The organism is Herbiconiux liukaitaii, assembly GCF_041927495.1.
In the GTDB taxonomy this organism is placed as follows: domain Bacteria; phylum Actinomycetota; class Actinomycetes; order Actinomycetales; family Microbacteriaceae; genus Herbiconiux; species Herbiconiux liukaitaii.
This window is the reverse complement of the sequence record NZ_JBHFHG010000004.1, coordinates 824,521-850,829: the sequence shown is the minus strand read 5'-3', so window position 1 is coordinate 850,829 and position 26,309 is coordinate 824,521. Positions and strand designations below refer to the sequence as shown.

At 69.3% G+C, this 26,309-nt stretch carries 14 protein-coding genes; 2 read left to right on the top strand and 12 right to left on the bottom strand.

Features of this window, described 5'->3' with window-relative positions:
- From ACEXQC_RS11560 to ACEXQC_RS11540, 5 genes are all read right to left on the bottom strand, one after another.
- Window positions 1-4,805, bottom strand: a 4,805-nt coding sequence (locus ACEXQC_RS11560) for a family 43 glycosylhydrolase (protein WP_374821988.1), incomplete at its 3' end; no start/stop codon positions are given.
- A 62-nt stretch (window positions 4,806-4,867) separates the two neighbouring features.
- Window positions 4,868-5,911 carry an ABC transporter permease gene (locus ACEXQC_RS11555; RefSeq protein WP_374821985.1) on the bottom strand — a complete coding sequence of 348 codons (1,044 nt, stop codon included), beginning with the start codon at window positions 5,909-5,911 and terminating at the stop codon, window positions 4,868-4,870.
- Window positions 5,908-7,047 (bottom strand): ABC transporter permease, encoded by a 1,140-nt coding sequence (locus ACEXQC_RS11550; protein WP_374821982.1) that lies wholly within the window; start codon window positions 7,045-7,047, stop codon window positions 5,908-5,910. The genes ACEXQC_RS11555 and ACEXQC_RS11550 overlap by 4 nt, the downstream gene beginning before the upstream one ends.
- Entirely contained in the window at window positions 7,044-8,570 is a 1,527-nt protein-coding gene (locus ACEXQC_RS11545) for a sugar ABC transporter ATP-binding protein (protein ID WP_374821979.1), read from the bottom strand. Before ACEXQC_RS11545 ends, ACEXQC_RS11550 begins: the two co-directional genes overlap by 4 nt.
- A 177-nt stretch (window positions 8,571-8,747) precedes the next feature.
- Window positions 8,748-9,749 carry an ABC transporter substrate-binding protein gene (locus ACEXQC_RS11540; protein ID WP_374821976.1) on the bottom strand — a complete coding sequence of 334 codons (1,002 nt, stop codon included), beginning with the start codon at window positions 9,747-9,749 and terminating at the stop codon, window positions 8,748-8,750.
- A 174-nt stretch (window positions 9,750-9,923) separates the two neighbouring features.
- Here ACEXQC_RS11540 and ACEXQC_RS11535 point away from each other — a divergent pair, with 174 nt between their 5' ends.
- Window positions 9,924-11,543 carry a sugar ABC transporter ATP-binding protein gene (locus ACEXQC_RS11535; protein ID WP_374821973.1) on the top strand — a complete coding sequence of 540 codons (1,620 nt, stop codon included), beginning with the start codon at window positions 9,924-9,926 and terminating at the stop codon, window positions 11,541-11,543.
- The gene (locus tag ACEXQC_RS11530) at window positions 11,536-12,585 is read left to right on the top strand and encodes a LacI family DNA-binding transcriptional regulator (protein ID WP_374821970.1); all 1,050 of its coding nucleotides are present in this window, start codon (window positions 11,536-11,538) and stop codon (window positions 12,583-12,585) included. The genes ACEXQC_RS11535 and ACEXQC_RS11530 overlap by 8 nt, the downstream gene beginning before the upstream one ends.
- Before the next feature lie 319 nt (window positions 12,586-12,904).
- Here ACEXQC_RS11530 and ACEXQC_RS11525 read toward each other — a convergent pair whose 3' ends face one another.
- From ACEXQC_RS11525 to ACEXQC_RS11495, 7 genes are all read right to left on the bottom strand, one after another.
- Window positions 12,905-15,415, bottom strand: coding sequence for an HlyD family efflux transporter periplasmic adaptor subunit (locus tag ACEXQC_RS11525; RefSeq protein WP_374821967.1), 2,511 nt, complete (start codon window positions 15,413-15,415; stop codon window positions 12,905-12,907).
- Between the two features lie 161 nt (window positions 15,416-15,576).
- Window positions 15,577-16,554 carry a hypothetical protein gene (locus tag ACEXQC_RS11520; protein ID WP_374821965.1) on the bottom strand — a complete coding sequence of 326 codons (978 nt, stop codon included), beginning with the start codon at window positions 16,552-16,554 and terminating at the stop codon, window positions 15,577-15,579.
- A 100-nt stretch (window positions 16,555-16,654) separates the two neighbouring features.
- Window positions 16,655-17,887: an ABC transporter permease gene (locus tag ACEXQC_RS11515; RefSeq protein ID WP_374821962.1), complete on the bottom strand. Its 1,233-nt coding sequence runs from the start codon at window positions 17,885-17,887 to the stop codon at window positions 16,655-16,657.
- Complete coding sequence (locus ACEXQC_RS11510) at window positions 17,884-18,561, bottom strand: ABC transporter ATP-binding protein (protein WP_374821960.1); 678 nt, start codon at window positions 18,559-18,561, stop codon at window positions 17,884-17,886. Before ACEXQC_RS11510 ends, ACEXQC_RS11515 begins: the two co-directional genes overlap by 4 nt.
- A 104-nt stretch (window positions 18,562-18,665) precedes the next feature.
- Window positions 18,666-19,940 carry an efflux RND transporter periplasmic adaptor subunit gene (locus tag ACEXQC_RS11505; RefSeq protein WP_374821957.1) on the bottom strand — a complete coding sequence of 425 codons (1,275 nt, stop codon included), beginning with the start codon at window positions 19,938-19,940 and terminating at the stop codon, window positions 18,666-18,668.
- A gap of 55 nt (window positions 19,941-19,995) precedes the next feature.
- Window positions 19,996-21,156, bottom strand: coding sequence for an HNH endonuclease (locus tag ACEXQC_RS11500; protein WP_374821955.1), 1,161 nt, complete (start codon window positions 21,154-21,156; stop codon window positions 19,996-19,998).
- A gap of 295 nt (window positions 21,157-21,451) precedes the next feature.
- Window positions 21,452-26,230 (bottom strand): beta-L-arabinofuranosidase domain-containing protein, encoded by a 4,779-nt coding sequence (locus tag ACEXQC_RS11495; protein ID WP_374821952.1) that lies wholly within the window; start codon window positions 26,228-26,230, stop codon window positions 21,452-21,454.
- Window positions 26,231-26,309 lie beyond the last annotated feature (79 nt).

Genomic DNA, 26,309 nt, shown 5'->3' with positions numbered 1-26,309 from the left:
GCGAGAGCGTCGGAGAACTTCAGCCCCGTCGCGAGCAGCACATGATCGGCGGTGTCGAAGAACGCCGCGTTGATCGTCCGCGACGCCTCGTACCTGTCGGCACCACCCAGGCGGGTGGTGTCGGCGATGGCTGCGGCATCCGTCTGGATGCCCGCCGTCACCGACGCCTCACCACCGGCGATCGCGATCTCGGTCACACCCAGATCGGTCAGCAGCTTCTTCGTCGCCGCATCCAGGGTGGACAGCGCACCGTTCACCAGGATCACCGGGCCCGCACCATCCAGCGCGGCACCTGCGGAGAGCGCGTCCGGGAACTTGCTCCCGTCGGCCAGCACCGCGATGTCGGCACCGTCGGGGAACGCGGCCTTCGCGATGTTCCGCGATGCCTCGAACCTGTCAGCACCACCGATCCGGGAGACCGTGCCGAGAGTCGCGAGCGACGCCTCGACCATCGTCGACACCGTGGAGGTGCCACCGACGATCACGATCTTCGTCGCGCCCAGCCGCTGGATCTCGGCCGAGACCGAGGTCGGCAGGTTCGCCGCCGTGGTCAGCAGGATGGGAGCACCGGCGACCGTGGCTGCCGGAGCCGCGGACAGCGCATCCGGGAACACCTCACCCGACGCGACGTAGACCGTGTCGGACCCCTCGGGGAACCCGGCCTTCGACGTGTTGACAGCGACCTCGTACCGATCCGTACCCGCTATCCGATCCACCACGGGGTCCGTGGGCTCGGGGTCGGTGCCCGGGATCTCCTGCGGAGCGACACCCTCGAGAGTGGGGGTCACCTTCTGCATGAGCCCGGTCTCGGGGTCGAAGGTCAGCTTGTCGATGGTGGTCTCGCGGTGCTGGCCGTCACCGCCCGGGATCTGGAACCGGTGGTAGGCGATGTACCAGTCATCGGTGCCCGGAACGTTGAGCACCGAGTTGTGGCCGGTGGCGAGGATGCCCTGCGACGGATCCTTCTCGAGGATGACGCCGCGGTAGGTCCACGGCCCGTCCACGCTCGTCGCGGTGGCGTAGCCCACCTTGTAGTTCTCCGAGCCGGTGTCGTCGATCGAGTACGTGAGGTGGTAGAGACCCTCGCGGTAGTTCACGAAGGAGCCCTCGCGGTAGTCCGTGATGCCCTCCATGCGCTTGATCGTGCCCGCCTTGATCGACAGCATGTCGTCGGAGAGCTCACCGTAGAGCGGCGATCCGTTGCCCCAGAAGAGGTAGCTCTTCCCGGTGGCCGGGTCGGTGAACGTGGCCGGGTCGATGGCCTGGCCCGAGGTCACGGCCTCGTTGTTCAGGATCATCGCCTCGGGCTGCGCGGTGAACGGCCCCTCGGGGCTGTCCGCCACGGCCACGCCGATGGTCTTCCTGTCCAGCGCGATGTTGTGCCCGCTGAAGTAGAAGTAGTACTTGCCGTTCTTCTCGGTGATGGTCGGGGCCCAGGCGTTGCCCGCGGCCCACGGCACGTCGCCGTTCGCCCCGTCGAGGGTGAGGAAGGGCTCCTCCGAGCGCTCCCAGTCCACGAGGTTCTTCGACGTCCAGACGTAGAACTCCTTGCCGCCCCAGCCGGGGTAGCCGTCGGAGGTCGCGTAGATGTAGTACGTGTCGCCGAAGGCCGCGATGTTCGGGTCGGCGTAGAGCCCGGGGAGGCTCGGCGTCTTCATCTCGATGGCCGTGAAGGTCCAGACGACGGGCTCGCCCGTCTCAGGGGTGAGGGTGACCTCGACGGGCTCGGTCAGGTCGACCGTGGTGCCGGAGGCGGGTGAGGCCTCCACCGACGACGACGTGGTGAACACGGGCGTGAGCGCGCTCGCGTCGGTGCCCGGCACGAGCGGGAAGGTGACCTCGCGCGCCTCGGAGTCGACGATCGGCGCGACCTTCAGCACGTCCTCCTCGAGGGTGACCCCGGAGATCGCCGTGGTGTTGCCGGAGGCCTCGAGCACCTCGGTGGCCGAGAGCGCCCGGTTGTAGAGGGCGAACTCGCGGTAGGAACCCTTCAGTCGGTTGTCGCTGTCGTAGTTGGAGCGGCCCAGGTAGTTGGCGCTCGTCCAGCCGCCTCCGATGTCTCCCGGGTCGGAGGTGACGGTGCCGGAGCCCACCTCGATGCCGTCGAGGTACAACGTGGCCGTCGTGTCCTCCAGCGTGTAGGTGAGATTCGCCCAGCGGCCCCTCGTGAGGTCGGAGCCCTGCGAGACGGTCTGCTCGGTGGTCCAGTTCGCGGTGGCGAGACTCGTGCGGTAGGCGTTGCCCGTGGTGAACAGGTACCCGTTGCCGGCGCCGCCGGACGTGTTGCCGAGCCCGTAGATGAAGTACGGGTTGGGCTGGGTGGGATCGATCCACACCTCGGCCTGCACCGTGATGTCCTCGACACCCGCGAGGATGTCGTTGGGCAGCTTCACGTAGTCGTCGCCGCCGTCGAGGGTGAGAGCGCCGTCGGCGAACGCCGCACCGCCCATGACCTCGGCGTCGAGCTCGTTGCCGGAGCTGTCGCTCAGCGTGGTGCCGGTCGAGTCGGTGAAGTCGTAGCGCACGATCTCCCCCTCCTCGTTGGCGGGCACGGGCTCGGGCTCGCCGCCCAGGCTCTCGTTGAGGAGTTCGAGCTCAGCCGCGGTGACCGGCACGACGGTGCCGTGCCTGGGGCTCGCGGGCAGGTCGTAGGTCTCGGAGACCTTCCAGTCCGGGTTCGCGATGTCGGCGGTCTCGAGCGGGATGTAACCGCGTCCGCCGTACTCATCGACGAAGAGGTAGAACTTCTCGCCGTTGACGTCACCGGGGTTGGCGGCGAAGGCCGTGGGGCCCTCGACGGCGCTCGTGCCGGCGTCGCGGCCGATGCACGAGTCGAGGATCGTCCACGACTCCAGCGTGGCCCGCAGCTCGGTGGAGCTCTCCTGGATGATGTCGGAGCAGCCGGTGCCGCTCGCGCCCTCGTCCTTGGTGAAGCGGTAGTAGGTGTCGCTCTCCTTGATCACGGTGGAGTCGATGCGGGCGAGGCCCTCGTCGTCCTGCCAGATCTGCGGTTCGCTGAAGGTCACGAAGTCGCGCGTGGTGGCGTACATCATGCGGTGGTAGCTCGAGCCCGTGTGGTCGGGGTCGTCGTCGCCGTAGAGCGAGGAGGCCCAGAACACCACGTACTCGCCGATGGTCTCGTCGTAGAAGGCCTCGGGCGCCCAGGTGTTGCCGGCGTTGTCGGGGGCGACCTTGACGTGCCGCTGCTCCGACCAGTTCACGAGGTCGTTCGACTCCCAGACCTCGATGTAGTGGCTGCCCTGGCGCACGGAGTCGCCCCAGGAGGTGCCGCTGCCGATGGAGAGGTCGGTGGCGATGAGGTAGAAGGTGTCACCCTCGGGCGAGCGGATGAGGAACGGGTCGCGCAGGCCCTTGGTGCCCTCGCTGGAGGTCAGCACCGGTCGCCCGGCGTTGAGCTCGTTCCAGTCGAGGGCGTTGTTGCCCTCGCTCGCGGCCATGTAGATGTTCTCGCCCTCGAGCGAGTTGCCGGTGAAGTACGCGAACGTGTAGCCCTCGTACTCGGGGGTCGGGATCGCCTGGCGCACAGTGGCGGCGAACTCGCGCGTGGCGACGGCGTCGCCCTGGCGGAGGGTCGCAGTGAGGGTCACGGCGGTGTCGGCCGCGCCACGCGTGACGATGCCGTCGGTCGTGATCACGGCGGTGTCGGACGACGCCCACTCGATCGCGATGCCGGCCTGCGAGGCGGGCAGCGTGATGTTGCCGCGCACGTCGTCGATGCTGACGAGGGCGATCGCCGCAGCGGCCGTGTCGACGTCGTACTGGTCGCTCGGCTCGGCCACGACGGTGACCGTGAAGTCCTTCGTGGTGCTCGACCCGCCACGGGTGAGCGTGGCGGTGAGGGTCACCGTGGCGTCGGGCTGGCCGGATGCGGGACGGGTGACGGCACCGGTCGTGGAGACGAACTCGGGAGCGCTCGAGGCCCAGGTGACGGCCGACCCGTTGGGGGCGGTCGCGGGGAGGGTGAGGTTCGACTGCACGGCCGAGGTGTCGCCGATGCTCAGCTGGGCGGCGTCGCGCTCGATGCGCACGTCGTCAGCGGCCTGCAGCTCGGCGACCTCGCCGGCGGTGAGCGCCGTGTCGTAGAGGCGGAAGTCGCGCACGCTGCCTGCGAGGTAGCGGTCGGTGGCGTAGTTGGAGCGCCCGATGTAGTTGGAGATGGTCGTACCGGCACCGAGCTCTCGGGGCTTCACGGTGACGCCGGTGTTCTCGGCGACCTGCACTCCGTCGAGGTAGACGCGTGCCGTGTCGGTCGCGTCGTCGAGGGTGTAGCTGACGGTCTTCCAGACGCCGCGCGCGAGGTTGGCACCGGAGTTGGCGACCTGCTCGCCGCTCCAGTTGCCGGTGGTGATGCCCGCCCGCAGAGCGTTGCCGGTGGCGAAGAGGTAGCCGGATCCGGTGTTGCTCGTGGCGGGGTTGCCGAGGCCGAAGAGGAAGTACGGGGTGGCCTGCGCGGGGCGCACGAGCACCTCGAGGCTCACCGTGACCGAGTCGAGCCCGGCGAGGATGTTGCCGGGCAGCGCCACGTGGTCGTCGACGCCGTCGAGGGTCGCTCCCGCGCCTCCGCCGAGGGCGGGGCCGCCGGCGTAGGTGGCGTTGCGGTCGTTGCCCGAGCTGTCGAGGGCGGTGGTGCCCTCGGTCTCGTCGAGGGCGTAGTGCGCCACCAGGTGCTCATCGGAGGCGAGGGGTGCCGCATTGGCGGCCGACGCCATGGTGGTGCCGGCGAGCGGCACCACCAGCGCCGCGACGGTGGCCGTGACCATCGTCTTCAGGGACAGGTGTTTCATGGGGGTTTGTACTCCTCTTTCGGCTTCGTCGTCGAACGGGGTGATGGATGGGATGGTGCGGATCAGGTCTTGCGTTTGCGCGAGACCACGAGCCGCTGCAGCAGCACGAACACCAGCAGGATGCCGCCGGTGATGATCGTGGTCGCTTCGGGCGGGATGCTGCCGTCGCGCGTGATGAGCACGTTCATGAGGCCGAGCACGAGAGCTCCGATCACGGAGCCGAGCACGAAGCCCGCGCCTCCCGTGAGCAGGGTGCCGCCGATGATGACGGCCGCGATCGCGTCGAGCTCCCAGCCCACACCGGTGATGTTCTGCGCGATGCCGAGCTTGGAGGTGTAGACCACGGCGGCGAGACCGGCGAGCGTGCCGCTGATCACGTAGACGAGGAGCTTGGTGCGCACCACGGGGAGACCCATGAGGAGCGCCGACTGCTCGGATCCGCCGATGGCGTAGACCGTGCGTCCGAGCCGCGTCTTGTGCAGCACGAAGAAGGCCACGATCACGACGGCGGCGGCGATGAGCACGTTGGGAGTGGTGATGAGGTCGTCGATCTTGGGGCCGTCGATCACCTTCCACTCGGTGGAGAGGGTGCGGATGGCCGAGTCGTCGGCGAGTCGCTCCGGGGTGGTGCTCAGCATCGAGGCGAGACCTCTGGCCAGGAACATCATCGCCAATGTCGCGATGAACGGTTGCACGTTGAAGTACTGCACCAGGATCCCCGAGGCGATGCCGAAGGCCGATCCGATGAGGATCATCAGCACCATCACGACGCCGGGGTTCCAGCCCGCATTGGCGAGCATCACCCCCACGAGACTGCTGATGGCGATGACGGCACCGACCGAGAGGTCCACACCGCCCGTGAGGATCACGAAGGTGAGACCCACGGCGAGGATGATCAGGTAGGCGTTGTTGATCAGGAGGTTCGAGATCGTGCTGAACTGCACGATCCGGCCGTAGGCGATCTCGCCGTAGATGACCATTCCGATGAAGATCACGACGGCGGCCAGCGTGGGCAGGCTCTCGAGGTTCGGGGTCAGGCGCGAGCGCAGCGAGCGCTTGGGTGCTGCCGGGGCGCCCGCGGTGGGGCGATCGATGAGGGTGCTCATGCCGACACCGTTTCCTTTCGCGTCGGGACGGGCGCCGAGGGCGTCGTCCGGGTTCTCCGCCTAGCGAAGAGGGCTCTCACCCGCTGCGACTGGAGGAGGCAGATGGCCACGATCACGATCGCCTTGAACGCCGGCGTGGCCGACGACGGGATGGAGAGGAAGACGATGGTCTTGTCGAGGGTGGCGATCAGCAGGGCGCCGATCACACTGCCGGTGAGCGAGAACTTGCCGCCGGCCAGGGAGGTGCCGCCGATCACGACGGCGAGGATCGCATCCATCTCGGCGTTGAGGCCGGTTCTCGAGACCTCGACCGTCATCACGCTCGCCGTGCTGAAGATGCCCGCGATGCCCGCGAGCACCGCGCTCACGATGTAGACGGAGATGAGGATGCCGATCGGGCGGATGCCCGCCATCCGGGCCGCGCGCGGGTTGATGCCGATCGACTCGATCATGAGGCCGAGGGCTGTGCGACGCACGAGCACCGCCACGATCGCCACGATCACGGCGCCGATCACGAAGATCACCGGGAACCCGAACACGGTGCCGTTGGCGATCCAGTTGAAGGGCTCGTTGGTGGCCGAGGTGTTCTGGCCCGAGGTGATGACCTTCGCGAGTCCTCGACCGGCGAGCATCGTGATGAGGGTCGTGATGAAGGGCTGCAGGCCGACGATCGAGACGAGCACGCCGTTGACGGTGCCGAGGATGGCGCTGATGCCGAGCGCGAGGCCCGCCGCCATGAAGGCTGTGCCTGCGTCGTTGCCGCCGGAGTTGTTCATGAACTCCATCGACACGGCACCGGAGACCGCCATGACGGAGCCGACCGAGAGGTCGATGCCCCTGGTGGCGATCACGAGCGTCATGCCGATCGCGATCATCATGATCGGTGCGCTCGCTCGGAGGATGTCGATGACGTTGCCCGAGAGGTTGCCGGTGCTCTCGTTGACCGAGACGCCGAGGTAGGTCGGATCCTTGATCAGGTTGATCACGAGCAGCAGCAGGAGCGTGGCGATCGCCCAGATGTAGGGCTGGTGGATGATGGTGCCGATGACCCTGCGGGCCGAGCCCGAGGAGCTGTCGGGGCCCGATCCCTTCGGCGCCGATCGCGGCGGAGCGGAACTCGGAGTGGCGGCGCTCATGACGCGTTCCCTTCGGTGGCGATGAGGTCGACGATGGTGTCGGCGGTGACGTCGGGCCCGTTGATGATCTCACCGATCTTGCGGTGGTCCTTGAGCACGACGATCCGCTCGCTGAGGCGCACGACCTCCTCGAGCTCGGACGAGATGAAGACCACGGACATGCCGTCTTCGGCGAGGGCCGCGATGGCCTCCTGGATCTCGGCCTTGGCCCCCACGTCGATGCCGCGGGTGGGCTCGTCGAGCACGATCAGCTCGGGGTTGGTGGCGAGCCAGCGGCCCAGCAGCACCTTCTGCTGGTTGCCGCCGGAGAGGTTCTTGATGGGCAGCTCGGGGTTGGAGGGGCGCACGTTGAGCTCGAGCAGGTACTTGTCGCACAGCTCGTTCTGCTCGCGGCGGGAGAGCGGACGCGCCCAGCCCCTGCGGGCCTGCACGGCGAGGATGAGGTTCTCGCGCACGGTCAGGTCGCCGATGATGCCCTCTTCGCGGCGGTTCTCGGTGGAGAAGGCGATCTTCTTCGAGAGACCGGCCATCGGGGAGTGCACCTCGGAGGTGACGCCGCCGATCGTGACCTCGCCGCTGTCGGGCTTGTCGGCGCCGTAGATGAGACGGCCGAGCTCGGTGCGGCCGGAGCCGAGGAGACCGGCGAGGCCGACCACTTCACCCGCGTGCACCTCGATGTCGACGGGATCGATCGAGCCCTTGCGGCCGAGATCCTTGGCGCTGTAGAAGGCAGGGGCGTCGGCGACGGCGGTGCGCCCGCGGTTCGAGCCGAGTGCCGCGAGGGTGCCGTAGTCCTTGCCGATCATCTTGGAGATCAGCTCGGTGCGGTTGAGCTCGGGGGTCATGTACTCGCCCACGAACTCGCCGTTCCTCAGCACCGTGAGGCGGTCGCTGATGGCGTAGACCTGGTCGAGGAAGTGCGAGACGAAGAGGATGGCGACGCCCTCGTCGCGGAGTCGACGGATGACCTGGAACAGGCCCTCGACCTCGTTGGCGTCGAGACTCGAGGTCGGCTCGTCGAGGATGAGCACCTTCGAGTTGGTGACCATGGCGCGGCTGATGGCGACGAGCTGCTGGAGCGCGAGCGAGATGCTCGAGAGCGGCTTCTGCGGATCGATGTCGCCGAGACCGAGGCGCACGAGGGCCTCATGGGCTGCCTCGTGGGTCTTCTTCCAGTTGATGCCGAAGGGGCCGCGGACCTCGTGGCCGAGCATCACGTTCTCACCCACGGTGAGGTTGTCGCAGAGGTTGACCTCCTGGTACACCGTCGAGATGCCGGCGCTCTGCGCATCCGCTGTTCCACTGAACGAGCGGGGGCCGCCTGCGACGCGGATGGTGCCGGAGTCGATCTTGTAGACGCCCGTGAGGGCCTTGATCAAGGTCGACTTGCCGGCGCCGTTCTCGCCCATGAGGGTGTGGACCTCGCCGGGGAAGAGGCGGAAGCGCACGTTCTGGAGGGCCTTGACGCCGGGGAACTCGATCGAGATGTCCTCCATCTCGACGATCGGCTCGGTGATTGCCATGGTCTGCCTGGTTCTGCCGGGGTGCCCGGCGTCGTCGGTGGGTGGCGGTGGTGCTGCTGGTGCTTCGTGCTGGTGGTGGTGCTGGTGCTGGTGGTGCTGCTCCCGGTGCTGCGGGGAGCGGATCAAGCCGGTCGGCCGGCAGCGTAGTGGCTGCCGGCCGACCGGCCGGGGTGCTGCTTAGAACGCGCGGTCGGGCAGAGCCTCGGCCGCCGCCTCGGGCGAGTCGAAGGTCACGCTCGGAACGACGATCTCGCTCTCGACGGTCTCACCGGCGAGCGCGGCCTCGACGACCTCGATGGCGGTGTCGCCGAACAGCGGGTTGTACTCGGCCACGAAGCTCAGGCGACCGGCGGCGAGCGCCTCGAGGGCGGCCTTGGTGCCGTCGATCGTGATGATCTTCACGTCGGTGCCGGGGGTAAGGCCGGCCTCTTCGACGGCGAGAGCGGCGCCGAGGCCCATCTCGTCGTTCTGTGCGAAGACGAGCTGCACGTCGTTGTTGTTGGCCTTGAGGATGGTCTCGAAGACGCTCTTGGCCTCTTCGGTGGACCAGTTGGCCGACTGCGACTCGAGCTTGGTGAAGTTCGAGGCGATGGACTCGTCCCAGCCCTTGTTGCGGTCGTTCACGACCGAGAGGCCGGGAGGGCCCTCGAGCACGACGTAGTTGGCGCCGTCGGGGAACTGGCCGTTCGCCCACTCGGCGGCCGAGGCGCTGATGCCCACGTTGTCGGGAGCGATGCGGCTCGTGTAGAGCTCGGTGTCGTTCGGCTCGATGCCGCGGTCGAGGAGCACGACGGGGATCTCGGCCTCCTTGGCGCGCTCGAGCACGCTCTCCCAGCCGGTGGCCTCGGTGGCCGACAGCAGGATGGCGTCGACACCCTCGTCGATGAACGACGTGAAGGCGGTGATCTGCGAGTTCTGGTCGCCGTTGGTGGCGGGGGCGTACTTGAGGTCGAAGCCGTTCTCGGCCGAGAACGAGTCCTGGATGTTCTGCTCGTTCGCCGTGCGCCATCCGCCCTCGGGGCCGACGGCCACGAAGCCGATGGTGGTCATCTCGCCGTCGGTGCCGCCGCCTTCAGCGGCCGTGTCGGATCCGCCGCCTGCGCAAGCGGTGACGCCGAGCACCATGGCTCCGGCGAGTGCGATTCCCGCGAATGCGCGGAAGGGTGCTGTCTTGAACATTGATCTCCTCCTCGAGATCCGCCTGCCCGTCGTCGGGGGAGCGGTGTGAATGTGCTGTTCTTGATGTGAGATCGGGTGAGCGTTCTTGTGAGCGCTCACATCCGGGCTGTGCTGAACGATATCCATGGCCCGGCGCTCTTGTCAACACGTAATGTGAACCCTCACAATTAGCGGATGCCGACGTCGCCGATCATCGAGCTCTCCGGGGTCTCGGTGAGCTTCCCCGGAGTGAGGGCCCTCGACGGTGTCGACCTGCGGCTGTACCCCGGCGAGGTGCACTCCCTGATGGGTGAGAACGGAGCCGGCAAGTCGACCTTGATCAAAGCTCTCACCGGCGTCTACCGCACCGACGGCGGCACCATCCGCGTCGACGGGCGCGAGGTGTCGTTCTCGGGAGTGGCCGATGCGCAGGCCGCCGGCATCAGCACGGTCTACCAGGAGATCAACCTCCTGCCCAACCTCTCGGTCGCCGAGAACGTGCTGCTCGGTCGGGAGCCGAGGCGGGCGTGGGGCGGCATCTCGTGGCCGCTCATGCGCGAGCGCACGCGGGAGCTGCTCGACTCGGTGGGGGTCGAGATCGATCCGTCGTCGATGCTGTCGGATCATCCGCCCGCCATCCAGCAGCTCGTCGCCATCGTGCGCGCCATCGCCGTGCGCACGCGGGTGCTGATCCTCGACGAGCCCACCTCGAGCCTCGACAACGACGAGGTGACCGAGCTGTTCCGGGTCATCTCCGTGCTCAAGTCGGAGGGGGTCGCGATCCTCTTCATCTCGCACTTCCTCGACCAGGTGTACGAGATCTCCGATCGGCTCACAGTGCTGCGGGAGGGCCGGCTCGTGGGTGAGTACCTGCCGCAGGAGCTGCTGCGCATCGATCTCGTGCACAAGATGATCGGCAAGGAGCTCTCGGCGTTCGACGAGATCAGGCGGCGCATCGACGCGAGCGACGTGGAGGACTCGCTCGACGACGAGGAGCCCTACGTGGAGGCCATCGGCATCGGGCGCTCGGGGGCCATCGAGCCCGTCGACCTCAAGATCTACGAGGGCGAGATCGTGGGCATCGCGGGGCTGCTCGGCTCGGGGCGCACAGAGCTGGCGCGGCTGCTGACGGGAGTGGATCGGGCCGACAGCGGCTCGCTCGCCGTCGACGGCTCCCCCGCCAGGCTCGGCACACCCCGGCGAGCACTCAAGCGGCGGATCGCCTACGCCTCGGAGAACCGGCGCACCGAGGGCATCATCGGCGAGCTCAGCATCCGCGAGAACATCGCGCTCGCGCTGCAGGCCGACCTGGGGTGGCTCAGGCGCATTCCGCGGAAGCGGCAGGAGGAGCTCGCGGCGAGCTACATCCAGGCCATGGACATCAGGCCCGCCGACCCCGAGGCGCTCATGAAGAACCTCTCGGGCGGCAACCAGCAGAAGGTGCTGCTCGCGCGGTGGCTCGCGATCGCACCCCGACTGCTCGTGCTCGACGAGCCCACGCGCGGCATCGACATCGGGGCCAAGGCCGAGATCCAGAAGATGGTGACCGACTTGGCCGAGAACGGGCTCTCGGTGGTGTTCATCTCGGCCGAGCTCGAGGAGGTGCTGCGCATCAGTCACCGCGTGGCGGTGCTGCGGGAGCGGCGCAAGGTCGCGGACCTGCCGAACCACGATCTCTCGGTCTCGGGGCTGCTGGCGGCGATGGCCGAGGGGCCGGACGAGGCGGAGCTGGCTGACGGGGCGGGGCTGGCTGACTGGGCGGAGCTGGCGAACGGGGCGCCTTCACCGGGCGAGGCGGGCGGAGATCATGGCTGACACCCCGCGCCAGGCCACCATCTTCGACGTCGCGCGACTCGCGGGCGTCTCGCACCAGACCGTCTCCCGTGTGCTCAACGACCTGCCGAACGTGCGGCCGGCCACCAAGGCGCGGGTGGAGGAGGCCATCAAGCAGCTGCGGTACGTGCCCTCCCCCGCGGCCCGCGCGCTCGTGACGAAGCGGTCGCGCACCATCGGGCTCATCGCCACGGGGGGCACCGAGTTCGGTCCGTCGTCGTCGGTGCTGCACTTCAACGCGGCCGCGCGGGATGCCCGATGGTCGGTGTTCACGGCCAACATGGTCGACAGCGATCCGGGATCCGCGCGGGCGGCGGTGGAGGCGTTCCTGCGGCAGAACGTGGAGGGCATCGCGGTGATCAGCGGCCGCGAGGGTGTGACCGACATCGTGGCCGGCATGGAGCTGACGGTGCCGCTCGTGGCGCTGCAGGCCACGGAGCGCACGGGCATGATGACGGTCGGGGTCGACCAGTACTCTGGCGGGCGGGCGGCCACGGCGCACCTCATCTCGCTCGGTCATCGGCGCATCGCGCACCTCACCGGCCCGGCGGACTCCGGTGACGCCAACGAACGCGAGCGCGGCTGGCGCGACGAGCTCGCGGCGGCGGGGCTCGCGGCCCGCGTAGTGGGCACGGGCGACTGGACGCCCGCGTCGGGCTTCGAGTTCGGTCGGGGCCTCGCTCCGGATGTCACGGCCGTGTTCGCGGCGAACGACCAGATGGCGCTCGGGCTCATCCACGCGCTCACCGAGCGGGGGCTGACCGTGCCGGGGGACATCAGCGTGGTCGGTTTCGACGACATCCCCGAGGCGGCGCACATGGCGCCACCGCTCACCACGCTGCGGCAGGACTTCGAGCGGGTGGGGCGCGACATGCTCGTGACCCTGCTCGCCCGCATCAACGGCGACCCGATCGAGCCGCCGCCGCCCTCGCTGCCGCTGCTCGTGGTGCGCTCGTCGACCGCGCCTCTCGGCGCCGCCACGCCGACCGCCGGCGCGGGCGTGCGCACCCGCACCCGCCCCTGACGCCCGACGCCGCCGGGGCTGCGGGGGCGCTGGGGCGGGGCACCCGGTGGGATCGCCGAGCGGGGATCACTGGGTGGGGACGCTGGGTGGGGACACCGGGCGGGATCACCGAGTGGGGCACCGGGCGGAATCACCAAGTGGGGGTCATCGGGTGGGGATCACCGGGCGGGGGTCACTGGGTGGGCGGGGTCACTGGGTGGGGATCACTGGGTGGGGGTCACTGGGTGGGCGAGGTCACTGGGTGGGCGAGGTCACTGGGTGGGCGAGGTCACTGGGTGGGCGAGGTCACTGGGTGGGCGAGGTCACTGGGTGGGCGAGGTCACTGGGTGGGGATGGCCGGGAAGTCGCCGCCGGTGAAGTCGGGGACGCCGCCGCCAGGCACGGTGGTGGTGTCGGAGCCGCCGAGGCCTGCGAGGCCCGTGCTCTCGGTGTCCTCCACTGAGGTGTCGAGCACGTCGGCGTCGAGGTCGGCGAGCACGATGGTGTCGCCCTCGGTGAGGCCGTCGGCGATCTCGGTGAGCTCGGATCCCATCGCACCGATCGTCACCGGCGTGCTGCGGGGCACGCCGTCGACGAGCACGTCGACCGTGTAGTCGGCTCCCGAGCGGTGCACGGCCGAGGTGGGCACGGTGAGCACATCGGCCTTCGAGGCCACGTCGACCTCCGCTTGCGCCGAGGCGCCGTTGAGCAGCGACTCCTCGGTGGGGTCGAGGGCGATCGTGACGTCGTAGCTCGGGGTGGAGGAGTTCTCCGAGGTGTCGAGCACGCCGATCGAGCTCACCACACCGGTGAGCGCGCCGGCCGATGCGGCGTCGGCGCTCGGGAGGGTGACCGTGGCGGTCTGGCCCACGGCGAGGGTGGAGACGTCGGCGAGGGTGGCCGTGGTGGTCACGACGTAGCCGTCGTCGCCGATGACGGTGATGACCGCCGTGGTCGAGGCTGCCGTGACGGTGTCTCCGGCGGCGATCGAGACCGCGGCCACCGTGCCCGCGATGGGACTCGTGAGGGTCGCGAGGGTGAGCTGCTGCTGCGCGATGGCCAGCTCGGACTCCGCGACGTCGATGTCGGCCTGGTCGGCGACGATGGTCTCGGCGGTGATGGTGGCGGAGGTCGCGCCCGAGGCGGCTCCGGTGCCCGTGCTGGTCTCCGCGGTGCCGGATCCCGTACCCGAGGTGGGGTCGGCCGCGGTCACCGCAGAGGCGAGCTGCACCACGAGGCCGGTGGAGGCAGCGGTCGTCTGCGCTGCTGTGGTCTGCGCTGCTGTGGTCTGCGCTGCCGTGGTGTCGGCGGTGGGTGCGGAGGCCAGGGGCGTGTATGTGGGTTCGGGGGTGGGCGTGGTGTCGTCGGATCCCGTGGCCTCGGTGAGGGCCGACTGGAGGGTGGCGACCGCCGCGTCGAGCTGGTCCATGAGCAGGAGCACCGCCGACTGGGCGTCGTTCGCGGTCGACTGCTCGGTCTGCACCTGGGTGATGGCGGACTGGCAGGCCGCGAGATCGGCCTTGATGGCATCGAGGGCCGCGGTGTCATCGGGGTCGGCGGCCGCGGGATCGGCAGCCGGATCTGCGGCAGCCGGGTCCTCGGCCGCGGGGTCCGACCCATCCGTCGCCGTGTCATCGGCGGTTCCGCTCGACAGCGAGTCGAGGGTGGCCTCGAGGAACGGGCGGCAGGTCTCGTCGGAGGACGCGAGAGTCTGTTGGGTCGTGGCGAGAGCCTCGGTGGCCACGGAGTGCTGGGCGAGAAGAGCCTGCTGCGCCGCGGTGACCGCATCGGCAGCGGCCTGCAGCGCCTCGGTGTCCACGGTGCCGCCGCCACCCGACCCGGGGTCGTCCGGATCGGAGCCGCCGGGATCGGACCCGTCGGGATCCGAGCCATCCGGATCGGTGCCATCGGGGTCGGAGCCATCGGGCGCGGACCCGTCCGGAGCAGTGCCGTCCGGCGCTGCGCCTCCGGTGCCTGTGCCGGTGCCCGTTCCGGTGCCGGTGCCGCCCTGCGTCGTGCCCGTGGCGTCGGATCCCGTGCCCGACGTGCTTGTCGACGTCGACGACTGCGCCTCGAGGTCGGCCTCGAGCTGCTCCTCCGCGGTCGTCACGGCGTCGGCTGCGGCGTCGACCGCGTCCTGCAGGTCGGAGGTGTCGAGGGTGGCGAGCTGCTGGCCCGCGGTGACGGTGTCGCCCACCGCGACCGAGACGCCGTTCACGGTGCCCCCCACCTGGAAGGCCGCGTCTCTCCGGGTGGCCGAGGCCACGGTGCCGCTGAGATCAAGGGTCTGCTCGACGGAACCGAGCGCCGCCGCGGTGGTGCGGTACGAGCCCGTCGGCAGCTGAGCGATCGCGAAGGCCGCCCCTCCCCCGACGGCGCACAGCACCACGGTCGCAACGGCACCGGCGAGGACGCGTCGACGCCGCTTGCGCCGCGCCTCGAGCTTCTTGGGGCTGAGCGGCCGCCCGCCGCCCGCCTTCGTCGCGGTGGACGCGGCCACCGCCGACCCCCCGACCCCGGCACCCGCCGCCTTCGTGCCGTCCGCGGCATCCGCCGCCTTCGTGCCGTCCGCGGGCTTCATACCACCCGCGGCCTTCGTGGCATCCGCCGCCTTCGTGCCACCCGCCGCCTTCGTGCCACCCGCCGCCTTCGCGCCATCCGCGGTCTTCGTGGCATCCGCCGCCTTCGTGCCACCCGCGGCCTTCGTGCCACCCGCGGGCTTCGCAGCAGGCGCGGCCGAGCCGGACTCTGCTGGTCCAGAAGCGGCAGAACGAGCGCTGACTGGGCTCGCAGGGCTCGCGGAGGCGTCGGGCTCCCCGGATCGGGGCGGGGTGGGGGTGGAGTCGGTCACGGTTCAGCTTCCGGTCGAGGTGGTCAGCAGGGTGGAGTGGGCGAGGTCGGTCGCGCCGCGATCAGGCGCCGGGTGGTCGGGTTGCGTTCGAGCGCGGTAGTCGGGAAGCGATCGAGCGCCGGTGGTCGGGAAGCGATCGAGCGCCGGTGGTCGCGACGCGATCAGGCGCCGGTGGTGTCGGTCGTGGTGTCGTCGCCGGAGGCGTCGGGGCGCTGGCCCGCTCCCCCGCCCGCACCGGAGCCGCCGGGGCCGGCGATGGTCGAGCATCCGGAGTCGGTCGGCTCGGAGAGCGAGAGAGCGGTCGCCGCCACCGCACCGCTGTCGTCGGACTCGCCGAGCGCCGTCACGCACAGCCCCACCGCGAGAGCCGTCGCATCCGCTGCCTTCGTGGCGGTGTAGGTGGTGCTGTCGTCGACGGCGACCTCCGTGGTGGTCGCGGTCCCGTCCTCGGCCGTGGTCTCCACGGTGATCGACGTCGCCGTCACCGCCGTGACGAGCCCCGAGCTGAAGCCGCCGAAGCCGCCGGCCGACCCGGCGCCGTCGGGGGCACCCGTGGGGGCACCGGTCATGCCCTCGGGAAGGTCGGCGGGGGGCGTGGCGCCCTCGGGCAGCTCGCCGCCGCTCATCCCGCCCCCGGCCATGCCGCCCATGCCGCCGAGGCCCGCGATCTCGCACGTGCCGTCGACGGCCGCGGAGATGCTCACCATGGTCGCGGCTGCATCCTCATCCGTGGAGGTCGCGGACTCGTCGTCATCGGCGCCGCCCGGGGTGAATCCTCCGCTGATGGTCGTCACGCACACACCCGCCTGCACGTCGGCGAGCGCAGCGGCCACGGTCTGCGTGATGGTGGTCGAGTCGCTGTAGTCCACGGCGGTCTGCGAGTCGGATCCCTGCACCTGCAGCGTGGTGCCGGTCACGGCCGCGATCTCGCCCGAGACCCCGCCTCCGCCCTCGGCCGGGGCCGATTCGGCGGGCGCCTCTGTGGCCGGTGCCGAGGAGTCGCTCGACGCGGCCGTCGCCGAGCACGCCGAGAGCGCGAGCACACCGGCCGCCGCGAGCACCACGCCGAAGCGCAGGGCGAGCGGACGTCGCTTCGCTGCCGCCGGGGTGGGAGTGGAGGTGGGAGTGGTGGAGTTCATGACTGTCCTTCTGGGTGGGAGACGGAGGGGAAGATTCGGGAGGGGGCGGGCGAGGGGACGAGGGCGGGGAAGACGGCGGGGAACATCACGGCACCGGGCGTCACTCGCTCCGGAGCGCATCGATCGGAGCCAGTCGCGCCGCACGTGTGGCGGGGTACACACCGAAGACGAGCCCGATGGCGATCGCGACCCCGATCGAGACCCCCACGGCGGCGGGAGAGACGATGATCGACGATCCGACGACCCCGGGCAGCGCGAGGGCCGCCCCGATGCCGAGCAGCGCACCGAGCACTCCGCCGGAGAGCCCCAGGATGGCGGCCTCCACGAGGAACTGCCTCCTGATGGCCCAGGGCGGCGCCCCGAGCGCCTTGCGCAGCCCGATCTCCCGGGTGCGTTCGGTCACCGAGACCAGCATGATGTTCATCACGCCGATCCCGCCGACGAGCAGCGAGAGCCCCGCGATGCCCGTGAGCAGCACGGTGAGGGTCTGGTAGATCGAGGTCGCGGTGTCGACGAGCGCGTTCTGGGAGCTGATGGAGAAGTCGGCCGACTCGGCATCCGAGATCGCGTGCAGATTGAGCAGCACCGCCTCGGCCTCCTGGTACGCCGCCGCGAGCTGCGTGTCGGAGGCCGCCTTGAGGTAGATCGTCGAGACCGAGCTCGAGTCCGTGCCCCCGATGAGCTGGTTCGCGGCGGTCGAGAGCGGCACGAGCGCGATGTCATCGAGGTTCGACGATGAGTCGGAACCGGCGGAGGCGAGCACGCCGATGATCTCGAAGGTGCGCCCATCGATCGAGACGGACTGCCCCACGACGTTCGTGGTGCCGAACAGCTCGGTGGCGGTCTCGGAGCCGAGCACCGTCACCGCGGCCGAGGCGTCCTCATCCGCTTCGGAGAGGAACGAACCCGATTCGAGCGAGCGCGAGCGCACGTCGAGCCAGGATTCGGTGGTGCCCGTGACGGTGGTGGTCCAGTTCGTGTCGTTGGCCTCGAGAGCGAGCGAGGTGCTCTTCTCGGCGGCGACCCCGGCGATGTCGGGAGCGTTGACGCTCGAGGCGAGGGCCTCCGCATCCGCGGTGGTGAGGGTGGCGCCCGTGCCGAAGCCACCGCGCACACCCGAGCTGTCGGTGCTGGATCCCGGTTCGACGATGAGCAGGTTGCTGCCGAGCGACGAGATCTGCTCGCTCACGTCCTTCTGGGTGCCGAGACCGAGGCCCACGGTGAGGATGACCGCGGCGATGCCGATGAGGATGCCTAGCACAGTGAGCAGGGAACGCAGGCCGTGCGATCGCACGGCGGCCCAGCTGGTGCCGATCGTCTCGCTCCAGTTCATGCCGCACCCGCCGCTCCGGCGAGCACATGGGCACGCGCCTCACCGCTCGGAGCGTCGAGCCTGAGCTCGCCGTCTTTCACCCAGACGATGCGCTTCGCCCGTTCGGCGACCTCGAGCTCGTGGGTGATGAGCACGATGGTGCGGCCGAGGCCGTTCAGTTCGTCGAAGAGCCCGAGCACGTCGGCGGTCGACACCGAGTCGAGGTTGCCCGTGGGCTCGTCGGCGAGGATCATCGTGGGCTCGCCCACGAGGGCCCTCGCCACGGCGACACGCTGCTGCTGGCCGCCCGACAGCTCGCCCGGCTTATTCGCGAAACGGGATCCGAGGCCCACTCGCTCGAGGCTGCGCTCGGCGCGGGCACGGCGTTCGGCGGCGGGCACCCTGCCGTAGAGCAGGGGCAGTTCCACGTTGCGCCAGGCCTCGAGCGAGGGCAGCAGGTTGAACTGCTGGAAGACGAAGCCGATCTCGGTGTTGCGGATGGCCGCCAGCTCGGCTTCGTCGAGGTCGTCGACGTCGTGGCCGGCCAGTCGGTAGTGACCCTCGGTGAGCACGTCGAGGCACCCGAGGATGTTCATGAGCGTCGATTTGCCGGACCCCGAGGGGCCCATGATGGCGACGTACTCGCCCTGACGGATCTCCAGATCGATGCCGCGAAGGGCTTCGAACTCGATCATTCCGGAGCGGTAGGTCTTGCGGGCGCCGGTGAGTTCGATGACCGGATCGCCGTATGCACTTTCGGGAATATGACGAGCGGCAGAGGCGTGTGTGGCTGTCGGGGTCACTGGGTGCCGCCCGTCACGCCGCCGGTGCCGCCTGCGCCGCCGGGGAATCCTGCTCCCCCGCCGCCCATCTGGCTCGGGTCGAAGCCCTCGGGCAGCTCGAAGCCGTCGGGCAGCTCGCCCCCTCCCGGCATGGTGCCGCTGTTGCCGGATCCGGGTGTGAAGGAGTTCACCTGCACGAGATCGCCCTCGGCGATCCCCTCGGTGATCTCGGTGAGCGAATCGACGGTCTCGCCGACCGTGACCGGAGTGACCGTCTCGGTGCCCTCGGCATCCACGACGGTCACGGTGCTCGCGCCATCCGCATCCGTGGTGACGGCGGCGCTCGGCACGGTGAGCACGTCGGTGCGGCGTTCGTAGACGATGGAGGCGGTCACGGAGATTCCGTCGTGGAGCCCCTCGGGGGATCCGGTGACGGCGACGGTCACGGGGTAGGCCGCGGCGCCGGAGGTGGTGGAGGGCAGCATGCCGACCTCGGAGACCGTGCCGAAGAAGGCAGTGCCGTCGTCGGTGGAGAGTTCGACCTGGTCGTCGACGGCGACGTTGGCGAGGTCGGTCTCGCCGATGGAGAGGCTCACCTGCCAGGAGTCGGTGGAGACGATCGTGAACTGGGCGGTCGAGGTGGTGGTGCCGGTCGAGCCTGTCGCGCCGGTCGCCGCGGATCCGGAGGTGCCCGTCGATCCCGATGCGCTGCCGGAGCCGGTGGTCGTGTCACCGACCTCGAGGTTCACGCTCGTGACGAGCCCGGCCACCGGGGCCACGAGGGTGGCGTCGGCGATCGCGGCGGCGGCCTTGTCGGCGGCGGCCTGCGCCTCGTCGACGGCCGCCTGGTCGGAGGCGATCTGGGCGGCCGATTCGTCGCTGCCGTCGTCGTCCGCTTCGGCGGAGGCGAGGGTCGCCTGCGCTCGGGCGAGGGAGGCCTGGGCTGCGAGGGCGTCGGCCTGCACCGTGAGGGTGTCGACGGTGGCGAGCACGTCTCCCGCGGCGACCGTCTGACCGGCGGTCACGTTCACCGCGGTGACGGTGCCAGCGACGGCGAAGTCCACGTCCTCCTGCACGGTCGGGGCGAGGGTGCCCGACGAGTCGATGGTCTTCTCGAGGGTCTCGAGGCTGGCGGCCACGGATGCCGCGGCCGGGGCGGTCTGCGCTTCGGCTCCCGAGGAGGAGGCGAGGACGGCCCAGGTGGTGCCCCCACCCGCGATGATGACGACCGCGGCGCCCGCGATCACCCAGGTGCGCACACGCATCCGCTTCATTCGTTCGATGATCTTCACGGTTCGACCGTAGGAATCGCACCTATGGGCGGTGTTGCACGAACCTTGGGAGCAGCTATGGATGCCGCCATGCACGACTCGTGGGCGGAACGGTGCGGTACGTGGCACCCAGTGGGGAGTGCCATTCGAGTTCTCGTGATCCCGGCGGTGAACCCGGTGGTCTACTGACCTTCCACCCGCCGTTGTGCTTCAGATGATGGTGACCCGAGCAGAGGTGGGCGAGGTTCGAGGCGGTGGATCGGCCCCCGTGGGCCCAGTCCTCGGTGTGGTCTAGCTCGCAACGCGCCGCCCGCCGGCCGCAGCCGGGGAACCGGCAATGCTCGTCGGCCACGATGAGAGCGTCGCGGAGCGCTGCAGGGATGCGGTAACGGCCGGCGACCTCGATGGTGTCGCCCGTGCCGGGATGTACAAGCACCTTGAGGAAGGAGGGGGCCTTCGCCGCGAGCCGCTTGGCGAGCTCGGGATCGATCGGGCCGTACCCGTGCAGCTGTGCCTGCCCATCGTCCGGGCCCTCGCACCCCGCCATCATCGCCGCGGGCACGCTGACGATGACTGTGGGGGTGAATCCCAGCGCGCCATCCGCCCGCCCGAGGATCGTGTCGGCGAGGATGTCGGACCGCAACTGCGCCTGGGTGCGCGACTCCGTGTCTGAACGAGCCGCACGCGCAGCCTTATCGAGGACGTCATGGATCGCGAGCGCATCCACCGCGGGCAGGTGATGGTGCAGAGTGGCCATCCCGTCACGCTCGGCATCGAGCCACACGGCCCGGTCTTCGTGAGCCTTCTTGGCGCGCTGGGTGATCGAGTCGGGGTGGTGGGTCTCGCGGAGTCGCCGAGCCGCATCGTCGAAGCGCGCGGGGTTGCATTCCTTGGCCCTCGGCAGAACGGCCTGCTCGAACGACGCCCGCGACTCGACCGGCAGAGAACCCGCCTGGGTGACCATCCGCCGGGCGTGAGCATAGGAGATCTTGCCGGAACCGAGCTCGGCGAGTGTCTTGGGGAGATCTGCGACGAGCGCTTCCGCGTCGGCGATGAGCCTGTCGACCGAGCCCTCCGTTCGGCGCGAAGCGTTGGCGATCTCGGCCCTCACAGAACGCCGCGCCCACGTGCGCGCATCCGGAGTCAGCCCACCCTGGAGAACCTCCGCCTTCCACTCGGACGCGGCAACAGCCTCAGCAAGAAACCGCACCTGCCGAGCCTGCAGCCGAGCGATCATCCGATCCATCCGAGCGAACCCATTCACCGCAGACCGAATCCGGTCATCAACCCGGTCCAAGGCGCGACCGGCCCGACTCGGTGTCTCTACGAATCTCGGCTTCATGAGCTTTATTCAATCACCAGCCACCGACATTGAGACGCAACACCGTCATCCGAGGGCAAGCGCGAAGCGCGCGGCAGCCCCAGTCGGCCCCCGATGATCACGAGGAGGGGGCGACTGGGGCTGCCGCGCGCTTCGCGCTTGCCCGAGATGGGATGGGTCGCCTTCTCGTAAGACGGGCCCGGTGTGTCTTCTAGGGGCAGGCCACCAGGTTCTCCACCGCTTCGGTGAGGGTTGCGGTGCCGCCCAGGAGGGTGACCTTGGTGGCGCCGAGCTCCTCGATCTGGGCGAGGGTCTCGGCCGGGATGCAATCGCTCAGCACCGTGAACAACGGCGCATCGATGCGCGGGGCGTACGCCGAGCCCGCGAGGGCGTCGGGGAACGTGAGCCCCGTGGCGAGGAGCACGTGATCCGCTTCCGTGAAGAAGTGGTCATTGATCGATCGCGAGGCCGCGAACCGGTCAGCGCCGCCGAGCCGCACGGTGGTGGCGATCTTCGCCGCATCCGCCTGGATCCCCGCCGACACCGATGCCTCGCCGCCGGCGATCGCGAGGCTCTTCACATCGAGATCCGCGAGCAGCGCCTTCGTGGCCGCATCCAGCGAGGGCTGAGTGCCGTTGACGAGGATGACCGGGCCCGCGCCATCGATCGCCGCACCCGCGGAGAGCGCATCGGCGAACGTCGAGCCGGTCGCCAGCACCGCCGTGGGCGCCCCATCCGGGAACGCCGCCGCGGCGATGTTGCGCGACGCCTCGTACCTGTCGGCACCACCGATCCGCGTCACGGTCCCGAGGGTCGACAGCGAGGCCGCGACCTTGCGCGAGACCGTGGCCTCACCACCCACCACCACGATGTCCGTGGCCCCGAGCCGCTCGATCTCGGCCGAGACCGAGGTCGGCAGATCCGTCGGCGTCGTCAACAGGATCGGCGCCCCGGCGACCGTGGCGGCAGAAGCCGCCGACAGCGCATCCGCAAAGACGGCACCTGACGCCACGTACACGGTCGACGATCCCGTCGGGAATCCGGCCTTCGACGTGTTGACAGCCACCTCATACCGGTCCGCTCCAGCGATCCGATCGACAACCGGGCCCGTGGGCTCCGGCTCCACCGCCTCGCGGACGATCCGGATGCGGTACTCCTTCTCGGTCGTGTGGTCCTGCGCCGAGGAGCGCAGCACCACGGTCGTCGGCTCCGCACCGGGGGCGACCGCGACCGTGCGACCGACCGTGTCGTCGATGAGGATCCCGTCGACGAAGATCAGGCCACTGGGCACGGCCGGGTCGACGTCGAGCACCACCGAGGTCGCCTCCACCGGAACGGTGATCGTGTAGTCGTACACCCCGTCGGCGAGGTCCGGCGACAGCGTTCCGCCCTCCACCTGCAGGGCCGACAGGTCGGCCGCGGTGTCGAAGGTCGTCGTGGTGGTGGTGTACACCCCGTAGACGCCTCCGACGAAGCTCGTGCCGTTGCCCTGGAACCGCACGGTCACGACCGGGATCTTCTGGCCCTCGGCGTCGAGCACGTAGGCGCCGTTCTGGTCGCGCTTGTAGCTGTCGCGCGAGTCGATGGCGGCCAGCACGTCGGCGGGCAGCTCGTCGTACTGCACGTACCAGTCGTCCGCACCCGCCGCGTTGGTGATGCGCTCCGACTTGAGCTTCACGTCGTTGACGTAGACGTCGAAGGTGCGCCCGTCGTCGCCACCGAAGTAGCGCACGCCCAGGTAGTTCTTCGGAGCAGACGTGTCGACCACCATGTCGTACTGGAAGTACGCATCCACGGCCCGCTGCCCGTCTCGGTAGCCCTGGCCGCGCCACACTCCCGTGGCCGACTTGCTGTATTTGTAGTTCTTGTCGGCCTCACTGTTGTTGTTGTCGAACGACACGAGCGAATCGGTCGTCATCTCGGCGATCCGCAGCTTCTCCTTCTCGCTCCGGATGAGGGCCTGCGTCTCGGCCGAGTCGGGCTCGATGAGATTCATGTAGATGGCGTATCTGGCGTCGTAGAGGCTGTACCAGGGCGTGAACACAAGCGCCTCGGAGGCCGCATCCGCGTTCTGAAGGCCGAAGCGCATCGTGACGGTGCCGTTGGCATCCGCTCCGTCGTCGAGCCGCACCAGGTTCTCGGCGATGCCCGCCTTCCAGGCTTCGGCGTCGGGCACCACGATGCTGTCGTTCACCGTCTTGTCGGCCACGCTCATGCGCACGAGCACACCCGCGAGGTAGTCGGCGTCGACGTTGTTGCGGTTGAGCTCGGTCGCGAGCAGCACGGGTCCGTAGCGGAAGGCGACCCAGTCCGGGTTCTCGGTGCCGTCGTCGACGGTGACCTCGGCGGGCAGCGTGTACTGGATGCTGTCACCCTGGCTGACCGGCACCACGAGGTAGCCCTCGTCGGTGAGCGCAGCGACATCCTGCGCCTGGCCGTTGACGGTCAGGGTGGGGGTGGAGGCCACCCAGTGCGGAATGCGCAGACGGAGCGTCGTGCCCTCGGCCAGAGCCCCGCCGTCGATGCTGTCGACCGTGAACTGCACATCGGGTGACGCCGGCACATCCGCCGTCTGCGTGAGCTCGAGGTTGTGCGGCTCGGAGGTGAACACTGACGAGCGGAACATGTTCACGTAGACGGTCGAATCCTTGCGGAAGTAGATGGAGTCCCCGAGCTTGGTGAAGCTCTCGGTGGCCGTGCCGTGGTCGCACCAGAACTCGTCCTCCGGAGCGCCGAACACCTTCGCGTACCCCGCAGCCATCGGCTGGAAGTAGGTCATCATGCCCGTCTCGGGGTTCTGCTGAGCCAGGATCGTGTTGATGTAGGTGTGCTCGTAGAAGTCCGGGTACTTGACCTGCGGGTCGACCTGGAACAGGGCGCGGGTGAGCTTGAGCATGTTGTACTCGTTGCACACCTCGGAGGTGGAGTTCTCGCCGTAGCCCGACGTGGTGCCGTTCGTGGCGTGCTCGTGCAGGGTGCCCGGTGCGTGGAAGTGCTCGGACTGGCTGTTGCCGCCGTTGGCGTAGGAGTGGTCGTCGACCACCATCTGCCAGAAGTTCTCGGCCGCGGTGCGGTACATGCCGAGGTCGTCCTTCTCCGCCTGGGTGAGCGTGGCGTAGAGCCGTGGGTTGTCGGTGAAGACGGTGTAGCGCTTCAGCGCACCGATGAGCTTCGGGATCGTGGTGTTGGCGTGGCGGCCGTTCAGCACGTCGTTGCCGGCGGCGAGCTCGCGGAACAGCGACACCTCGTCGAAGTACTCCGCCGCGCGCTTGTGCACGGGGTTCTCGGTGATGGCGTAGAGGTTGTAGAGCGCCTCGTTCATGCCGCCGTACTCGGTGTTGAGCATGCTCGAGGGATCGGCCTGGCGGGAGGCCCAGCCCTGCAGCCAGGTGCCGAAGCCGCTCGCCACGGTGAGTGCCTTCTGCGAGAGCTCGGGAGTGGCGTACTCGTGCGCATCCACGAGACCCGCGAGCACCTTGTGCAGGTTGTAGAAGGGAACGAGCAGTCCGTCGCTGCCGTGCGGCAGGTAGCTCACCGGGAACGGCGAGACGTAGCCGGCATTCGCGGGATCCTTCGCAGCGTAGGCGGTCTGCGCGCGTTCGAGGCCGTCGATCGCGATGGTGAGCTTCTCGAGCAGCGCCGCCTTCTCGGTGGGGTCTGTCGAGGAGGAATAGGCCTGCGAGAGCGCCGAGATCAGGTGGCCGAAGAAGTGGCCCTGGAACCGGGTGCCCGAGGTGCGCTCCCAGCCGCCGTAGGGCTCAGCCGTGGTGGGCAGACCGGCCTGCGTGTAGAAGCCGCTGAGGAACCGCTCCGGATCGAGGGTCAGCAGGTAGTCGACCATCTTCTGGTTGCCGTTCACGAGATACGGATCCTCGAGCAGCACCTCGCTGAGATCGGTGTCGTCGACGTAGATGGAGGCCTCGCTGCCCTGGCCGGGCACGGTCACCACGAAGTCCTTCGTGCGCGCCTCGCTGCCGCCGTAGGTCGCGGTGGCCGTGAGGGTGACGTCGGCGTCTCCTGCCTCGGGGCGGGTCACATGCGCCTGGCCGTCGTCCGAGTCGGTGGAGACGACGGAGGGATCGGAGGAGGTCCAGGTGATCTCGGCCCCGTTGGCGGCCACGGCGGAGAGCGGGAAGTCGGCCGCGGCACTGGCCGGCACCGTGAGCGAATCGAGGGCGCGCTGCGCGACCTCGGCGGGATCGAACGCGGGGTCGGTCTCCTGGGTGAGGGCCACGACATCAGAGGTCGAGGCCACGGCGTCGTAGAGCCGGTAGTCGTCGAGCAGACCGCGCACGTGGGATCCGTTGTAGGTGGGGCCGTTGTAGCCGAGGGTCTTGGTGGAGGTGCTCTCCGAACCCAGCACGCCTGTGGACGTGCCCGTCGCCGGGTACTTGACCGTGGCGGTCTGGCGTTCGCCGTTGCGGTAGAACGCCACGGCCTTCGTGGTCTCGTCGTAGGTGGCCACCACGTGGGTCCACTCATCCGCGGGGAAGAACTCCGCCCGGGGGGCGTCCACCGCGACCTGGTACGGCTGGCTGCCGCCCGGGCCGATCGACAGTGCGAGCGGCGTGCTGTCGCTCGCCGAGGTGAGGTACCAGCCGTCCGAGTTGTAGACGGTCTTGCTCCAGCTGAACACCTGCTCGCCCGTCATCGCGCCGCTCGGCTTGAACCAGAACGACGCCGTGAGACTCGAGGGCTGCAGCGAGGCCGCCGTGCCCAGCGAGATCGCACTCGAACCGGAGAACTCGAACGCCTGGCCCCGAGCTCCTTCGGCGAACGCGGCATCGCCCTTCTGCATCGTGATGGCGGTCGCATTCGGACCGGCGTCGGCGAGGTCGCCGTCGAAGCGCAGATCGAGCACCTTGGCGGCGTCGAAGGCGGGGTCGGCAGCGGCCGAGGCGCTCGGCGCCGGCGCGGCGGCCATGAGGCCGCCGGCCAGCACCAAGGGCGCGGCGGCCATGGCCACCAGCCGGAGGAATCGAGGCATCATTGACTCTTTCTTCATCGGTTCGTTGTTGGTTGTTCGGTGTTGGTTGCTCGTTGTTCGGTGTTGGTTGCTCGTTGTTCGG